The organism is Streptomyces sp. NPDC002817 (assembly GCF_053592055.1).
Genome location: NZ_JBSFUY010000006.1, coordinates 292,843 through 308,004 on the forward strand (window position 1 = coordinate 292,843; position 15,162 = coordinate 308,004).

13 protein-coding genes are annotated in these 15,162 nt (G+C 71.2%); 7 read left to right on the forward strand and 6 right to left on the reverse strand.

What is annotated here, in order from left to right:
• Nucleotides 1-27 precede the first annotated feature (27 nt).
• From ACWD3I_RS14820 to ACWD3I_RS14845, 6 genes are all read left to right on the forward strand, one after another.
• A complete protein-coding gene (locus ACWD3I_RS14820; RefSeq protein WP_365405693.1) occupies nucleotides 28-2,586 on the forward strand; it encodes a sensor histidine kinase in 2,559 nt (852 codons plus the stop codon).
• A complete protein-coding gene (locus ACWD3I_RS14825) occupies nucleotides 2,583-3,017 on the forward strand; it encodes a roadblock/LC7 domain-containing protein (RefSeq protein ID WP_365405690.1) in 435 nt (144 codons plus the stop codon). Before ACWD3I_RS14820 ends, ACWD3I_RS14825 begins: the two co-directional genes overlap by 4 nt.
• A gap of 23 nt (nucleotides 3,018-3,040) precedes the next feature.
• The gene (locus ACWD3I_RS14830) at nucleotides 3,041-3,454 is read left to right on the forward strand and encodes a DUF742 domain-containing protein (RefSeq protein WP_266895682.1); all 414 of its coding nucleotides are present in this window, start codon (nucleotides 3,041-3,043) and stop codon (nucleotides 3,452-3,454) included.
• A 147-nt stretch (nucleotides 3,455-3,601) separates the two neighbouring features.
• Nucleotides 3,602-4,207, forward strand: a complete 606-nt coding sequence (locus tag ACWD3I_RS14835; RefSeq protein WP_365405686.1) for a GTP-binding protein — start codon at nucleotides 3,602-3,604, stop codon at nucleotides 4,205-4,207.
• A gap of 133 nt (nucleotides 4,208-4,340) precedes the next feature.
• Nucleotides 4,341-4,754, forward strand: a complete 414-nt coding sequence (locus ACWD3I_RS14840; RefSeq protein WP_171139844.1) for a roadblock/LC7 domain-containing protein — start codon at nucleotides 4,341-4,343, stop codon at nucleotides 4,752-4,754.
• A 126-nt stretch (nucleotides 4,755-4,880) separates the two neighbouring features.
• On the forward strand, nucleotides 4,881-5,762 hold the full coding sequence (locus ACWD3I_RS14845) for a DUF6397 family protein (protein ID WP_365405682.1): 882 nt from the start codon (nucleotides 4,881-4,883) through the stop codon (nucleotides 5,760-5,762).
• A 22-nt stretch (nucleotides 5,763-5,784) separates the two neighbouring features.
• Here ACWD3I_RS14845 and ACWD3I_RS14850 read toward each other — a convergent pair whose 3' ends face one another.
• Nucleotides 5,785-6,651, reverse strand: a complete 867-nt coding sequence (locus ACWD3I_RS14850) for an acyl-CoA thioesterase (protein ID WP_365405679.1) — start codon at nucleotides 6,649-6,651, stop codon at nucleotides 5,785-5,787.
• Nucleotides 6,652-6,670: 19 nt separating this feature from the next.
• Nucleotides 6,671-9,184: a DEAD/DEAH box helicase gene (locus tag ACWD3I_RS14855; RefSeq protein ID WP_365405676.1), complete on the reverse strand. Its 2,514-nt coding sequence runs from the start codon at nucleotides 9,182-9,184 to the stop codon at nucleotides 6,671-6,673.
• Nucleotides 9,185-9,329: 145 nt separating this feature from the next.
• Between ACWD3I_RS14855 and ACWD3I_RS14860 the strand changes: the two genes are divergently transcribed.
• Complete coding sequence (locus tag ACWD3I_RS14860; RefSeq protein WP_365405673.1) at nucleotides 9,330-10,124, forward strand: metal-dependent hydrolase; 795 nt, start codon at nucleotides 9,330-9,332, stop codon at nucleotides 10,122-10,124.
• Between the two features lie 70 nt (nucleotides 10,125-10,194).
• On the opposite strand, the gene ACWD3I_RS14865 is transcribed toward ACWD3I_RS14860, so the two are convergent.
• The 4 genes from ACWD3I_RS14865 to ACWD3I_RS14880 form a co-directional block, all read right to left on the reverse strand.
• Nucleotides 10,195-10,461, reverse strand: a complete 267-nt coding sequence (locus ACWD3I_RS14865; protein ID WP_365405670.1) for a type B 50S ribosomal protein L31 — start codon at nucleotides 10,459-10,461, stop codon at nucleotides 10,195-10,197.
• A 15-nt stretch (nucleotides 10,462-10,476) separates the two neighbouring features.
• On the reverse strand, nucleotides 10,477-10,938 hold the full coding sequence (locus ACWD3I_RS14870; RefSeq protein WP_365405667.1) for a DUF5709 domain-containing protein: 462 nt from the start codon (nucleotides 10,936-10,938) through the stop codon (nucleotides 10,477-10,479).
• Nucleotides 10,939-11,473: 535 nt separating this feature from the next.
• Nucleotides 11,474-13,255 carry an ABC transporter ATP-binding protein gene (locus tag ACWD3I_RS14875; protein ID WP_365405664.1) on the reverse strand — a complete coding sequence of 594 codons (1,782 nt, stop codon included), beginning with the start codon at nucleotides 13,253-13,255 and terminating at the stop codon, nucleotides 11,474-11,476.
• Entirely contained in the window at nucleotides 13,252-15,036 is a 1,785-nt protein-coding gene (locus ACWD3I_RS14880) for an ABC transporter ATP-binding protein (protein ID WP_365405661.1), read from the reverse strand. Before ACWD3I_RS14880 ends, ACWD3I_RS14875 begins: the two co-directional genes overlap by 4 nt.
• Nucleotides 15,037-15,162 lie beyond the last annotated feature (126 nt).

The following is a 15,162-nucleotide window of genomic DNA, read 5'->3' on the forward strand; positions in this document are numbered from 1 at the left end:
CACCGACCACTTCCGAGGCAGGAGGCCATGCGTACATCCCGTAGGACCCCCACGAACGGCGCCGAGGCGTCGGCTCCGTCCCCCGCCCGCGGCCGCCGCGCCCACGCCGGACCACCGGCCGACGAACGCCTGGCCGAGCCGGTGGGCGCCGTACCGGACGAGACGCCCACGCGCGCGGGACGCTGGCTGATACGCCCGCGCACCGTGCGCGCCAAGATCGTCTGCCTGCTGATGGTGCCGGCCGTCTCGTTGCTGGCCCTGTGGGCGTACGCCACCGTCACCACCGCCCAGGACGTCTCCCGGCTCAGGCAGTTGCAGCGGGTGGACGCCGAGATCCGGTCCCCGGTCGCGGCCGCGGTCGCCGCGCTCCAGGCGGAACGCGCGGCCGCGGTGCGCTATGCGATCGCCCCGACCGGCGGCCGCAGCGCAGACCTCAAGGCCCTTGCGGAACGCACGGACAAAACCCTGGACAAGCTCCGGCTCGGCGACGACAACACCGTCGCCGACGGCGAGGAACTGCCCGCCGGAGTGGCCCAGCGCCTCGAGACCGTCGTGACCGGCGGTGAGCAACTGCGCTCCGTGCGGGCCGCGGTGCTCGACCGCCGCGCCGGCTGGGACGAGACGTACGGCCGCTATACACGGACCATCACGGCGGCCTTCGGCGTGGGCGGCGCCCTCACCGGCATCCAGGACGCCGAACTGGGCTCCGACGCGCGCGTGCTGCTCGAGTTCTCCCGCGCGGGAGAGGCGTTGGCCCAGGAGGACGTCCTGCTGGCCGGCGCACGTCTCGCCGGGCGCATCGACGGCGAGCGGCTGCGGCTGTTCACCGGCGCCGTCGCAACCCGCCGAACCCTCACCGAGTCCGCCGTCGCCGACCTGCGCGGCCCCGAACGTGCCGTCTGGCAGGACCTCGCCGACGGCAGCGACTACGCGGCCGTCGGCACCGTGGAGGACAAGGTCCTCGCGAGCCGCGCGGGCGCGTCGGCGATCGCCGCGGCGCCCGAGGCCACCTGGAGCAAGGCACACGCGCGCGTGCAGGACGGGATGCGGACCATCGAGGAGGACGCCGGACGTGGCGTCGCGGACCAGGCGGACCCGTTCACGCGCGGTCTGCTCACCCCGGCCGGCGCCGCCGTCCTGTTCGGCCTCGCCGCCGTCCTCGCGTCGCTCGTCATCTCCGTACGCATCGGACGCGGCCTGGTCATCGAGCTGGAGGGCCTGCGCAACCTCGCCCTGGAGATCGCGCGGCGCAAACTCCCCGAGGCGATGCGGAAGTTGCGCGCCGGCGAGGAGATCGACGTCCAGGCCGAGGCCCCGCCCGGACCGCCCTCGGAGGACGAGACGGGACAGGTCGCCGAGGCTCTGGGGACCGTGCACCGCGCCGCGCTGCGGGCCGCCGTGGAACGCGCGGAACTCGCCAGCGGCATCTCCGGGGTGTTCGTCAACCTCGCCCGCCGCAGCCAGGTCCTCGTGCATCGCCAACTGAGCCTGCTGGACAACATGGAACGCCGCTCCGACGACCCCAACGAGCTGAGCGACCTCTTCCGGCTCGACCACCTCACCACCCGTATGCGGCGCCACGCGGAGAGCCTGATCATCCTCTCCGGAGCGGCACCCGGCCGAGCCTGGCGCATGCCGGTCTCCCTGACCAACGTGGTGCGCGCGGCCGTCTCCGAAGTGGAGGACTACGCGCGCGTGGAGGTACGACAGCTCCCCGAGGCGTCGGTCATCGGCGGGGCCGTCGCCGACGTCACCCATCTCCTGGCCGAGATCGTCGAGAACGCCGCGCAGTTCTCGCCCCCGCACACGCGCGTGCGCATCACCGGTGAACCGGTGGGCAACGGCTACGCGGTCGAGGTCGAGGACCGGGGGCTGGGCATGGGCAAGGAGTCCCTCGCCGAGGCCAACCACCGCATCGAGCAGTCCGAGGCGCTCGACCTGTTCGACAGTGACCGGCTCGGACTCTTCGTGGTCAGCAGGCTCGCGGCCCGGCACGGCATCAAGGTCCACCTGCGTACCTCGCCCTACGGCGGCACCACGGCCGTCGTCCTTCTGCCCACCGCCCTGCTGCACAGCGGTTCGGAGGAACGTTCCCCCCGCAAGGCCGTGGACCAGGAACACGTGTACGCGCGCGTGCCCGGTGCGGCCAGGCCGCAGGAGTCCGTGCACGCCTCGGCCGACCGTCCGGCACTGGTGGCCCCCACTCCGGTCGCCGCGGAGGCCAGGGCTGAGGCCAGGGCGGAGGTCGCGGCGTCGGCGAGGGCGGAGTCCGGGTCCGACAGCCCACCCCCCGGAGTCACCACCTTGCGACTGCACCGTCCCCCGGACGACTCCGAAGCATCGGACGACCTCCCGCGCCGAGTCCGGCAGGCGAACCTCGCCCCTCAGCTGCGCGAACCACGTACGGAGGAACCGGAATCACACTCCGACCCACGGGGTGAGGACCGGCGTACCCCCGAGCTCGTACGGGACCGGATGGCGGCCTACCGCGACGGCTGGGCACGCGGCGGCGGCCGTCGGCCCGGCCGCGGCGCCACCCCGGATTCCGCAGCGGTCAGTGACAGCAGCGAAGGAGACCCCGCATGATCCAGGATCCCGGTATGAGGGCCGCCCAGCGGTCCGGTGAACTCGACTGGCTGCTGGACGACATGGTGTTGCGCGTCAGCGAGGTACGGCACGCCGTGGTGCTCTCCAACGACGGTCTGGCCGTGGGGGCGTCGACCGATCTGCGCCGTGAGGACGCGGAGCACCTGGCCGCGGTGGCCTCCGGTTTCCACAGCCTGGCCAAGGGTGCGGGCCGCCACTTCGGGGCGGGCGGAGTGCGCCAGACCATGGTCGAGATGGACGACGGCTTCCTGTTCGTGGCCGCCGCCGGGGACGGCTCCTGCCTCGCCCTGCTCACCGCCGTGACCGCCGACATAGGCCTGGTGGCCTACGAGATGGCACGGCTCGTCAAGCGTGTCGGCGAGCACCTGTACACGGCGCCGCGCGTCGCCGCGCGGCCCCCCGCCGGATGAGACGAGAAGGGCGGTCCACGCTCATGACGGAGGACATGACGGACGCCCCGCGGGAGCAGGGCAGTCAGTGGTACGACGGTGAGGCGGGGCCTCTCGTCCGCCCGTACGCCATGACGGGCGGACGCACCAAACCCGGCCCCACCGGGGTGCGTTTCGACCTCATCGCCCTGGTCACGCTGGACGCGGCGGCTCCCGGTGTCGACGACGACACCGCGCTCGGACCGGAGCACCGGGCCCTGATCGAACTGTGCCGTATCGAGACCCAGTCGGTCGCCGAACTCGCCGCGGACGCCGACCTGCCCGTCGGCGTGGTCAGGGTGCTGCTCGGCGACCTCCTGGAACTCGGCTGCGTCACCGTCAGCCGCCCGGTACCGCCCGCGCAGCTTCCTGACGAACGGATTCTGCGCGAAGTGATCGAAGGACTGCGGGCACTGTAGATGAAACTTCGTAACCGAACGCGCGCGAATCGGCCACATCGGTCAAATAGCGGTGTAACCCCTCGAAGGGGTACCGCAGTTGTCATCATGCTGACTTCGCACACCTGCACCGTCGGCCGTTACCGGTACTCCCGAGAGAAGTGATCAATGGTCTCCGAGACTTCCGATGCCCAGGGCGGCGAGTCGACCGCGCTGGCGTTGAAGATATTGGTCGCCGGCGGATTCGGCGTGGGCAAGACCACCCTGGTGGGCGCGGTCAGTGAGATCAGGCCGCTGCGCACCGAGGAACTCCTCAGCGAGGCCGGTCAGTTGGTGGACGACACCGGCGGCGTGGACCAGAAGGTCACGACCACGGTCGCCATGGACTTCGGCCGCATCACCATCCGCTCCGGGCTCTCCCTCTACCTCTTCGGCACCCCCGGCCAGGACCGCTTCTGGTTCCTGTGGGACGAGTTGTCGCAGGGCGCCCTGGGCGCCGTGGTCCTCGCGGACACCCGGCGCCTGGAGGACTGCTTCCCGGCGGTCGACTACTTCGAGCACCGGCACATCCCGTTCGTCGTGGCCGTCAACTGCTTCACGGGCGCCCGCACCTACGGCGCCAGTGACGTCTGCCGAGCCCTCGACCTCGACCGCGGCACCCCCGTGGTGCTCTGCGACGCCCGGGATCGTGACTCCGGCAAGGAGGTGCTGATCCGGCTCGTCGAGTACGCGGGACGGATGCACACCGCCCGACTGCTCGACTCCGTGGGATGACCCCGGAAACCGTGCAAAGGTTCGGCCATCTTCCGCGGCTTGGCCCGTCTTCCTTGCCGGGGCACTGGCCGTCGGGAAGGGTGGCCGGGAGATCCTCCGGCCAGGGGGAGACGTCACACGGGGAGACGGAATCATGGCGCAGAACCAGGGACTCGGCTGGTTGCTGGACGATCTGACGGAGCGTGTCGACCACGTACGGCACGCATTGGTCCTGTCCAACGACGGGCTGGTGGCGGGAGCGAGCACCGGGCTGCGCCGTGAGGACGCGGAGCACCTCGCCGCCGTCGCGTCCGGACTGCACAGCCTGGCCAAGGGGTCCGGACGCCACTTCGGCGCCGGCCGAGTGCGCCAGACGATGGTCGAGTTCGACGACGCGGTGCTGTTCGTCACCGCGGCGGGGACCGGCAGCTGTCTGTGTGTGCTCAGCGGCGCGGAGGCCGACATCGGGCAGATCGCCTACGAGATGACACTGCTCGTCAACCGCGTGGGCGAGCACCTCGGCGTGGACGTCCGCCGCCCCGAACAGAGCTCGGCCATGGACCTCTGACCTGCTCCTTCTTCCTCCCCCGCGGAGTTATCCACAGGCTCACCAGGAGATCCGCCGGACCGGTTACGGTTTTTTCACGGCGAGCGCACACAGCGTGAGCGACCGACTCCACGGGGGAGTACGACCATGTCAGGCAGCACCGTCACCGCACCCCACCAGCTCTCCTGCGCGCCGAGCCGCGCGGCACGGGAACTGGGGCTCAAACGAAGCGAGTTCGACCTCGCCGTCCACCTCGGCCACATCTGGACCGTCCCCGACGAAGGCGGTGGAGGCCGCCGCGTCACCCGCTCCGAGATCGACCGGCTGCGCACGGAGGACGGCTTTCCCGACGCGCTGCAGGAACGAGTGCGGGTCGTGGGCACCACCGAGGGCGCGGCCGTCATGGATGTGCCCGTCAGCAGGTTCACGCGCCTGGCGCGACTGGGCGTGGTCGCGCCGGTGCGCTTCTACCTCAACCGGTACCGGGCGGTGGTCTGGCTGTATCTCGCCGAGGAACTCCGGCAGTTCGCGGCCGAAGAGGAGAACTCCCCACTGCTGAAAGCCCGTCGCACGCCCGAGGGGATGCGCGACCTGCTGGACGCGGGGCTGGACCTGAGGGCGCGCAACTGGCGCGGACGGCACCTGGAGTTCCTGCTGCGCGTGGCCGACGGCCCATGGGAGAGCGCCGGGGCCCTGGCCGCATTCCTCGACCCCGTCCAGATCTCGGAGATCGTCCCGGACCCCTGTGAATGCTCGCATCTCATGCGCTTCCGGCCGGGCCCGCCGACCCAGGGCGCACAGGGGTCACCCGCCTCCTACCTCGCAGAGAGGATCATGACGGCGGACGACCCGGACGAGATCAGCCGGTTGAAGGCCGATCTGACCCGGACGCTGGAGGACGCCCGCAGGCTCCGGCCCGCGCCACGACCTGCCGCGAAGCAAGCGCCTCCCGGGCCGGAGCGGGGGTCCACCGCCTGCGAGCAGCCGTCCCGTGGCCTGCTCGGCCGGCTGCGCCGCAGAAGCGCGTGATCCGCAGCAGAGGCCGAGTGACCTACAGCGCCCGGAACAGCCCTTCCTGGACGACCGACACCAACAGCCGCCCCTCCACGTCGTAGATCCGCCCGCGGGCCAGCCCCCGGCCGCCCGTCGCGACGGGCGACTCCTGGTCGTACAGGAACCACTCGTCCGCGCGGAACGGCCGATGGAACCACATGGCGTGATCCAGCGACGCGATGTCGAAGCTCCGCGGGCCCCACAGGGGTTCGACCGGGATACGGACGGCGTCCAGGAGGGTCATGTCACTGGCGTAGGTCAGCGCGCAGGTGTGCACGACCGGATCGTCGCCGAGCGGACCGACCGCGCGCATCCACACCGCGCTGCGCGGCTCGGCGTCCTTGACCTCCTCGGTCGTCCAGCGCAGGCGGTCCACATAGCGGATGTCGAAGGGCTGGCGGCGCGCCATCCGCTCCAACTGTTCGGGCAGCGTGCCCAGATGCTCCCGGATCTCGTCCGTGACCGACGGCAGCGACTCCGGGTCCGGGACCTTGCGGGCCGGGGGCAGCTGGTGCTCGAAGGAACCTTCCTCAGGCTTGTGAAAGGAGGCGGTGAGATTGAAGATCGTGCGGCCCTGCTGCACCGCGGTGACCCGGCGGGTCGTGAACGACCTGCCGTCCCGCACCCGTTCGACCTGGTACACGATCGGCACACCCGGCCGGCCCGGGCGCAGGAAGTACGCGTGCAGGGAGTGCACCGGGCGGTCGCCCTCGGTGGTGCGGTTGGCGGCGACCAGCGCCTGGCCCGCCACCTGGCCGCCGAAGACCCGCTGCAGGGACTCGTTCGGGCTCAGGCCACGGAAGATGTTGACCTCGATCTGCTCCAGGTCGAGCAGATCGACCAGCTTTTCGGCCGGGTTCGTCATGGGTGGGATTCTCCTGTGCTCACAGCTGACCGACATCGGAGACGCGGACGACCGCGCGGCCCTCCGCGTCGGAGGCCGTCAGATCGACCTCCGCGCTGATGCCCCAGTCATGATCGTCGTTCGGGTCGTCGAAGATCTGGCGGACCCGCCACAGACGGTTCTCCGGCTCCTCCTCGATCAGGAGCAGCTTGGGGCCGCGGGCGTCGGGACCGGTGCCGAGGTCCTCGTACTCGTCCCAGTACTTGTCCATCGCCTCGCCCCAGGCATCGGCGTCCCAGCCGGCCTCGGCGTCCAGCTCGCCCAGCTCCTCGACGTGGTCCAGGGCGGCGAGCTCGACACGGCGGAACATGGCGTTGCGGACGAGGACCCGGAAGGCGCGCGCGTTGGTGGTGACCGGTTTGACCTCGTCGGCCTTCTCCTGGGCCTCCTCGGCGGTCATCTCCTCCGGGTTGGCGAGCTGCTCCCACTCGTCCAGCAGGCTGGAGTCGACCTGGCGCACCATCTCGCCGAGCCACTCGATGAGGTCCTGGAGGTCCTCCGACTTGAGGTCGTCCGGGATGTTGTGGTCGAGCGTCTTGTAGGCACTGGCGAGGTAACGCAGGACAATGCCCTCGGTGCGGGCGAGCTCGTAGTGGGACACCAACTCCGTGAAGGACATGGCTCGTTCGTACATGTCGCGGATGACGGACTTCGGGGAGAGCGGATGGTCGCCGACCCAGGGGTGGCTCTTGCGGTACGTGTCGTACGCGTGGAAGAGCAGCTCCTCCAGAGGCTTCGGGTAGCTGATGTCCTGGAGGCGCTCCATGCGCTCCTCGTACTCGATGCCGTCCGCCTTCATCGCGGCCACGGCCTCGCCCTTCGCCTTGTTCAGCTGGGCGACGAGGATCTGGCGCGGATCGTCCAGCGTCGACTCGACGACGGAGACCATGTCCAGCGCGTAGGACGGCGATTCGGGGTCGAGGAGTTCGAACGCGGCGAGCGCGAACGTGGACAGCGGCTGGTTGAGCGCGAAGTCCTGCTGGAGATCCACGGTGAGGCGGACGATGCGACCGCTGGCGTCCGGCTCGTCGAGCTTCTCGACGATGCCGCCGTCCAGCAGCGAGCGGTAGATCGCGATCGCCCGCCGGATGTGCTTCAGCTGCTGCTTGCGCGGCTCGTGGTTGTCCTCCAACAGGTGCCGCATCGCGTCGAAGGCGTTGCCGGGACGGGCGATCACCGACAGCAGCATCGTGTGCGTGACCCGGAAGCGGGACGTCAGCGGCTCGGGGTCGGAGTTGATGAGCTTGTCGAAGGTGTTCTCCGTCCAGGCGACGAAGCCCTCCGGAGCCTTCTTGCGGACCACCTTGCGACGCTTCTTCGGGTCGTCGCCCGCCTTGGCGAGCGCCTTCTCGTTCTCGACGACATGCTCGGGCGCCTGTGCGACGACGAAGCCCGCCGTGTCGAAGCCGGCCCGTCCGGCGCGTCCGGCGATCTGGTGGAACTCGCGGTTGCGCAGGGTACGGACGCGGTTTCCGTCGTACTTGGTGAGAGCCGTGAACAGCACCGTGCGGATGGGGACGTTGACGCCCACGCCGAGCGTGTCCGTGCCGCAGATGACCTTCAGCAGACCGGCCTGCGCGAGCTTCTCCACCAGACGCCGGTACTTGGGCAGCATGCCGGCGTGGTGGACGCCGATGCCGTGCCGCACGTAACGGGAGAGGTTGCGGCCGAACTTGGTGGTGAAGCGGAAGTTGCCGATCAGGTCGGCGATCTGCTCCTTCTCCTCCTTCGAGCACATGTTGATGCTCATCAGCGCCTGCGCCCGCTCCACGGCCTGCGCCTGCGTGAAGTGCACGATGTAGACCGGCGCCTGCCTGGTCTGGAGGAGCTCGGTGAGGGTCTCGGTGAGCGGGGTGAACTTGTACTCGTAGGACAGCGGCACCGGACGGGTCGCCGAGCGGACCACCGCCGTGGGGCGGCCGGTGCGCCGGGTGAGGTCCTCCTCGAACATCGAGACATCGCCGAGCGTGGCCGACATCAGGATGAACTGCGCCTGGGGCAGCTCCAGGATCGGGATCTGCCAGGCCCAGCCGCGGTCCCCCTCCGCGTAGAAGTGGAACTCGTCCATGACGACCTGGCCGACGTCCGCCTGCTTGCCGTCGCGCAGCGCGATCGAGGCGAGCACCTCGGCGGTGCAGCAGATGACGGGGGCGTCGGCGTTGACGGACGCGTCGCCGGTCAGCATGCCGACGTTCTCGGTGCCGAAGATCTTGCACAGCTCGAAGAACTTCTCCGAGACCAGCGCCTTGATCGGCGCGGTGTAGAAGGTGACCTCGTCCCGGGCCAGCGCGGCGAAGTGCGCGGCCGCGGCGATCATGCTCTTGCCGGAGCCGGTGGGCGTCGACACGATCACGTTCGCCCCCGAGACCACCTCGATCAGCGCCTCCTCCTGATGGGGGTAGAGCGTGAGCCCGCGCTCCCCGGCCCACGACTCGAAGGCTTCGTAGAGGGCGTCGGGGTCTGCGGTCTGCGGCAGCTGATCGATGAGGGTCACCCACCCATCTTGCCTGCCCATCTGCCCCATAGTGGAATCGGATGCGGCGGCGAAGATCACGAGCAGTACGCTGTGTCGCCGACAGAGCGTCAGCACGGCCGTTCAACTGGACAGCGGCACAAGAGGAATGGGGCGGGCAACGGCGATGATGGGACCAGCACACTCACTGTCGGGGGCTGCCGCCTGGCTCGGCGTCGGAGCCGCGGCCGCCGCGGCGGGCCACACGATGCCCTGGCCGGTCCTGCTGGCCGGCGCCCTGATCTGCGCGGGGGCGGCGCTCGCCCCCGACCTCGACCACAAGGCGGCCACCATCTCGCGGGCCTTCGGCCCGATCTCACGGGGCCTGTGCGAGATCGTCGACAAGCTCTCGTACGCCGTCTACAAGGCGACGAAGAAGCAGGGCGACCCTCGTCGCTCCGGCGGCCATCGCACCCTCACCCACACCTGGCTGTGGGCCGTGCTGATCGGTGCGGGCGCCTCGGTCGCGGCGATCACGGGCGGGCGCTGGGCTGTCCTCGCGCTGCTCTTCGTGCACATGGTGCTGGCCATCGAGGGCCTGCTCTGGCGGGCGACCCGCGGCTCCAGCGCCGACATCCTGGTCTGGCTGCTCGCCGCGACCAGCTCGTGGATCCTCGCCGGCGTCCTGGACAAGCCGGGCAACGGTTCGGACTGGCTGTTCACGGCGCCGGGCCAGGAGTACCTCTGGCTGGGCCTGCCCGTCCTGCTGGGCGCGCTGGTCCACGACATCGGGGACGCGCTGACGGTGTCCGGCTGCCCGATCCTGTGGCCGATCCCGGTGGGCCGCAAGCGCTGGTACCCGATCGGGCCGCCCAAGGCCCTGCGGTTCCGGGCGGGCAGCTGGGTCGAGCTGAAGGTGCTGATGCCGGCGTTCATGCTGCTCGGCGGGGTGGGCTGCGCGGCGGCGCTGAACTTCATCTGAGGAAGGCGCCGGGAGCAGATGACCGGGGCGGCCTCCAGGGGCGCTCGCCCCGGCCCGCCTCGGCCGGCGCTCACCCCTCGGCGTTCTGCCCCGTCCCACCGCCGTACCGTCGCTCGAACTGCGCGACCCGTCCCTCCGAGTCCACCGTCCGGGCCTTGCCGGTGTGGAAGGGGTGGCTCTCCGAGGAGATCTCCACGTCCACGACGGGGTAGGTCTCGCCGTCGTCCCACTCGATGGTCCGGTCGCTCGTGGCGGTGGACCGGGTCAGGAAGGCGTAACCGGCGGCGCGGTCGCGGAAGACCACCTCGCGGTAGTCGGGGTGCTTGTCCTGCTGCATGTGTGCTCCTCGGGGTCAGCCGGACAGGGCGTCCTCGTCGACGATGTGCATCGCGGCCTCCTCGGCCGACGCCGCCGCACCGTCGATGCCCACATCCGTGGCGATCAGACCACTCTCGTCGTCCTCATGGGCGCCCTCGTCGGGAGCCACGAGCCGGCCGGAGCGGCGGGCGCCGACCTCGTTGTCCAGGAGTTCGCCGTCGCTGCCGTCGCAGTCGCCGAGGCCGTCACCGTCGGGCACGGGGGTCTCCGGCAGCTCTTCGGCGAGCCGCTGGTCCAGGGTCTCGCGTCCGGCCGCCGTCACACCGGTGTGCTCGACCGCCCAGGGACGCTCCGGAGGAGACCAGCCCCGGTCGAGAGGATCGCCGACACCGTCGTCGTCGAGGGTGTCCTCCGCGTCCAGCAGGCCCGCGTCGTCCTGGACCTCGGACCCGTCGGGCTGGTAGACGTCGTCTCCCCATCCGTCGGCGCTGTTCACGGATACCTCCAGGTGGTGGGGCCGACCCGTGGCCACCGCGGCCGTCCGCGGTGCGGGCACAGGCTGCGTCCGGCGCGAAACGCGTGGTTTCCGGACGCTCCCCGAACCGGTGCCGCTCTCCAGCCTTCCACCCCTTTTCACCCCGGCGCAACGGCACGGAGCGCGAACGGGGCCCCGAGCGGTGGGCCGGAGCCGGTTCGCGCTCGGTCGGACGGCACCCGGAGGGTGGGGCCGCCGGCACCTGAGGAGCGCCCCACCAGGCGATCGGCGGATGAAACCGGTGCGCCGAGGGTCGAGCCCTCCCGCACCCCGCCGACGGCCGCACCGAAAGGTGGCCGTCGAGCGGACCGGCTGTCCGGGCGCCGCCTCACCCATCACCGACCAGTCCGGGACCGCGACACCGGCATGCCCGGGCCGACCGGGTGCGCGCTACCCGCACGCCCCGGCCGACCGGAAGGCGACATCCCCACGCTCCGAACGACCGGAAGCCGCCGTACCGAAGCACGACGGCTCCCCACCGGCCGGGATGGCCCCGTCACCCGTGCCACGACCTCCACAGCGACGCGTACGCCCCGTCCGCCGCCACCAGCTCGTCATGGCTGCCCAGCTCGCTGATGCGGCCGTTCTCCACGACCGCGATGACATCCGCGTCGTGGGCGGTGTGCAGACGGTGGGCGATGGCGACGACCGTGCGGCCGTCGAGGACCCGGGCCAGGGACCGTTCCAGGTGCCGGGCCGCGCGCGGGTCCAGCAGGGACGTCGCCTCGTCGAGGACCAGCGTGTGCGGGTCGGCCAGCACCAGGCGGGCCAGCGCGATCTGCTGGGCCTGGGCCGGGGTGAGGGCCAGGCCGCCCGAGCCGACCTCCGTGTCCAGCCCCTCGTCCAGGGCACGCGCCCAGCCGTCCGCGTCGACCGCGCCCAGTGCCGCCCACAGTTCGGCCTCGACGGCGGAGGTGCGGGCCAGGAGCAGGTTGTCGCGGAGCGAGCCCACGAAGACGTGGTGCTCCTGGTTCACCAGGGCCACGTGTGAGCGGACCCGCTCAGCCGGCATCCGGGACAGTTCCGCACCGCCCAGGGTGATCCGGCCGTCCCGGGGCGCGTAGATCCCCGCGAGCAGCCTGCCCAGGGTGGACTTGCCCGCCCCGGACGGGCCGACCAGTGCGAGACGGGTGCCGGGGGCGACCTCCAGGGACACCTTGCGCAGCACGTCCACACCCTCGACGTAGCCGAAGTGCACCCGGTCCGCGTGCACCTCGCGCCCGTCGGGACTCACCGAGTCGTCGCCGGCGTCCGGCTCGACGTCGCGGACGCCGACCAGCCGGGCCAGTGACACCTGGGCCACCTGGAGCTCGTCGTACCAGCGCAGGATCAGCCCGACCGGGTCGACGAGCATCTGTGCGATCAGCGCACCGGTCGTCAGCTGACCGACGTCGATCCAGCCCCGCAGGACGAACACACCGCCGACCATCAGGACCGAGGAGAGGATCAGGACGTGGCTCACGTTGATGAACGGGAAGAGCACCGACCGCAGATAGAGCGTGTAGCGCTCCCACGCCGTCCACTCCTTGATCCGCTGCTCCGACAGTTCGACGCGGCGCGCCCCGAGGCGATGTGCCTCGACGGTGTGCCCGGCGTCCACGGTCTCGGCGAGCGCGGCGGCGACGGCCGCGTACCCGGCGGCCTCCGAGCGGTAGGCGGACGGCGCCCGCTTGAAGTACCAGCGGCACCCCACCACCAGCACCGGCAGGGCCAGCAGCACGGCGGCGGCCAGCGGCGGCGCCGTGACGACGAGCCCGCCGAGCAGCAGGAAGACCCACACCACACCGATCGACAGCTGGGGCACGGCCTCGCGCATCGCGTTGGCCAGCCGGTCGATGTCGGTCGTGATCCGCGACAGCAGATCACCGGTGCCGGCCCGTTCCAGGACACCCGGCGGCAGCCCGACCGACCGCACGAGGAAGTCCTCGCGCAGGTCGGCCAGCATCCGCTCGCCGAGCATCGCGCCGCGCAGCCGTACCTGCCGTACGAAGACGGCCTGGACGACGAGCGCGAGCACGAACAGCCCGGCGGTCAGCTCCAGATGAAGTTCACGAGCCTCCTGCGAGACCCGCTCCACGAGCCCGCCGAGGAGCCACGGCCCCACCATCGACGCCAGCACGGACACCGTGTTGACGGCGATCAGGGCCAGGAAGGCACGGCGGTGCCGGCGGAACAGTTCGGTCACGTACGCGCGTACGGTCGCGGCGCCCCCGACGGGCAGGGTGTTCGCCGTCGTCGGGGCCGCCGGGTCGTACGCCGGTGGGGCCACGCCGATCATGCCGTCTCCTCGATCTCTTCCAGTACGCCCGTCAGGGCGTCGTCGTCGGTGGATTCCGTCTCGCGGGTCACGACCGCGCGGTACCGGGGTTCCTTGTGCACCAGTTCGCGGTGCACACCCACGGCCACGACCTCGCCCTCGTGCACCAGCACGACCCGGTCCGCACGGTCCAGGAGCAGCGGCGACGAGGTGAAGACCACGGTCGTGCGGCCGGAGCGCAGGTTCCGGACGCCCTCGGCGATCCGGGCCTCGGTATGCGAGTCGACGGCGGAGGTCGGCTCGTCCAGGACCAGCACCTCCGGGTCCGTGATCAGCGACCGGGCCAGGGCGAGCCGCTGGCGCTGGCCGCCCGACAGGGAGCGCCCGCGTTCGGTGATCCGGGCGTCCATCGGGTCCTCGGCGCCGAGCGAGCCCTGGACGAGCGCGGCCAGGACGTCGTCGCACTGCGCCGCCGTCAGCGCCTCCCTCGGGTCGACGTCACCCGAGGCGGGCACGTCGAGCAGCTCGCGCAGCGTGCCGGACAGCAGGACCGGGTCCTTGTCCTGGACGAGGACGGCGGTCCGCGCGGCCGAGAGCGGCAGCTCGTCCAGCGGCACCCCGCCCAGCAGCACGGATGTCGCCTCTTCGGCGGGGTGGCCGCCCAGACGCTCCGCCAGCTGTCCCGCCGCGTCCGGGTCGCCGCACACCACGGCGGTGAGCCGGCCGGACGGCGCGAGCACACCGGTCGCCGGGTCGTACAGGTCTCCGGACGGCGTGTCACCGGCCAGCGAACCCTCCTCGGACGTGGCGCGCTCCAGCGACAGCACCCGCGCGGCCCGGCGGGCCGACGGACGCGAGAAGGAGTACGCCATGGCGATCTCCTCGAAGTGCCGCAGCGGATAGGTGAGGATCATGACCGAGCTGTAGGTGGCGACGAGCTCGCCGATGGTGATCCGGCCCTCGCGGGCCAGCCCGACGCCGTGCCAGACGACCGCGATCAGCAGCAGCCCCGGCAGCAGTACCTGGATCGCGGAGATCAGGGACCACATGCGGGCGCTGCGCACGGCGGCATGGCGCACCTCCTGCGAGGCGCTGCGGTAGCGGTCGAGGAAGAGCTCCTCGCCACCGATGCCGCGCAGCACCCGCAGACCGGCGACCGTGTCCGAGGCCAGCTCGGTGGCACGGCCCGCCTTCTCCCGCTGGAAGTCGGCACGCCGGGTGGCGCGGGGCAGCAGGGGCAGTACGGCGACCGCCAGCACCGGCAGGCCCACGGCGACCACGACGCCGAGCGCCGGCTGGTAGATCACCAGGCCCACGCAGACGATCACGATGGTGAGCGCCGCGGCGGTGAACCGGGAGACGGCCTCCACGAACCAGCCGATCTTCTCGATGTCACCCGTGGAGACGGCCACGACCTCACCGGCCGAGACCCGTCGGGTGAGCCCCGAGCCCAGCGAGGAGGCCTTGCGGGCCAGCAGCTGCTGGACGCGGGCGGCGGCGGTGATCCAGTTGGTGATGGCGGCGCGGTGCAGGAAGGTGTCTCCGATCGCGCTGCCGGCGCACGCCAGTGCCAGCAGTCCGCCCGCGAGGGCGAGCCGGCTGCCGGACCGGTCGACGACGGCCTGTACGGCGACGCCCACACAGAACGGCAGGGCGGAGACGGACACGAAGTGCACCAGTCCCCAGGCCAGGGATCTGAGTTGTCCGCCCAGCTGATTCCGGAAGAGCCACCACAGGAATCGGGGACCCGAGCGCGCGTCCGGCACACCCGGGTCGGGATACGGAAGGTCGTGAATCTGCATGACGGATGACGTCCCAGTGGCTCGTGTCAGGGGGGTGGAGGGACCGCGGACGGCGGTAGCAAACCGTGAAAGGTTCGCGTCATCGCAGGGTCGGGTGCAAACGGTTTTCCGGTCGGACGGATGCGA

Bases quoted from the DNA above. Each gene is read 5' to 3' on its own strand.
- ACWD3I_RS14850 (WP_365405679.1), bottom strand. From the start codon at position 6,651: ATGACGAACCCGGCCGAAAAGCTGGTCGATCTGCTCGACCTGGAGCAG.
- ACWD3I_RS14875 (WP_365405664.1), bottom strand. From the start codon at position 13,255: ATGATCGGCGTGGCCCCACCGGCGTACGACCCGGCGGCCCCGACGACG.
- ACWD3I_RS14835 (WP_365405686.1), top strand. From the start codon at position 3,602: ATGGTCTCCGAGACTTCCGATGCCCAGGGCGGCGAGTCGACCGCGCTG.
- ACWD3I_RS14880 (WP_365405661.1), bottom strand. From the start codon at position 15,036: ATGCAGATTCACGACCTTCCGTATCCCGACCCGGGTGTGCCGGACGCG.
- ACWD3I_RS14865 (WP_365405670.1), bottom strand. From the start codon at position 10,461: ATGCAGCAGGACAAGCACCCCGACTACCGCGAGGTGGTCTTCCGCGAC.
- ACWD3I_RS14830 (WP_266895682.1), top strand. From the start codon at position 3,041: ATGACGGAGGACATGACGGACGCCCCGCGGGAGCAGGGCAGTCAGTGG.
- ACWD3I_RS14820 (WP_365405693.1), top strand. From the start codon at position 28: ATGCGTACATCCCGTAGGACCCCCACGAACGGCGCCGAGGCGTCGGCT.
- ACWD3I_RS14845 (WP_365405682.1), top strand. From the start codon at position 4,881: ATGTCAGGCAGCACCGTCACCGCACCCCACCAGCTCTCCTGCGCGCCG.
- ACWD3I_RS14825 (WP_365405690.1), top strand. From the start codon at position 2,583: ATGATCCAGGATCCCGGTATGAGGGCCGCCCAGCGGTCCGGTGAACTC.
- ACWD3I_RS14860 (WP_365405673.1), top strand. From the start codon at position 9,330: ATGATGGGACCAGCACACTCACTGTCGGGGGCTGCCGCCTGGCTCGGC.
- ACWD3I_RS14840 (WP_171139844.1), top strand. From the start codon at position 4,341: ATGGCGCAGAACCAGGGACTCGGCTGGTTGCTGGACGATCTGACGGAG.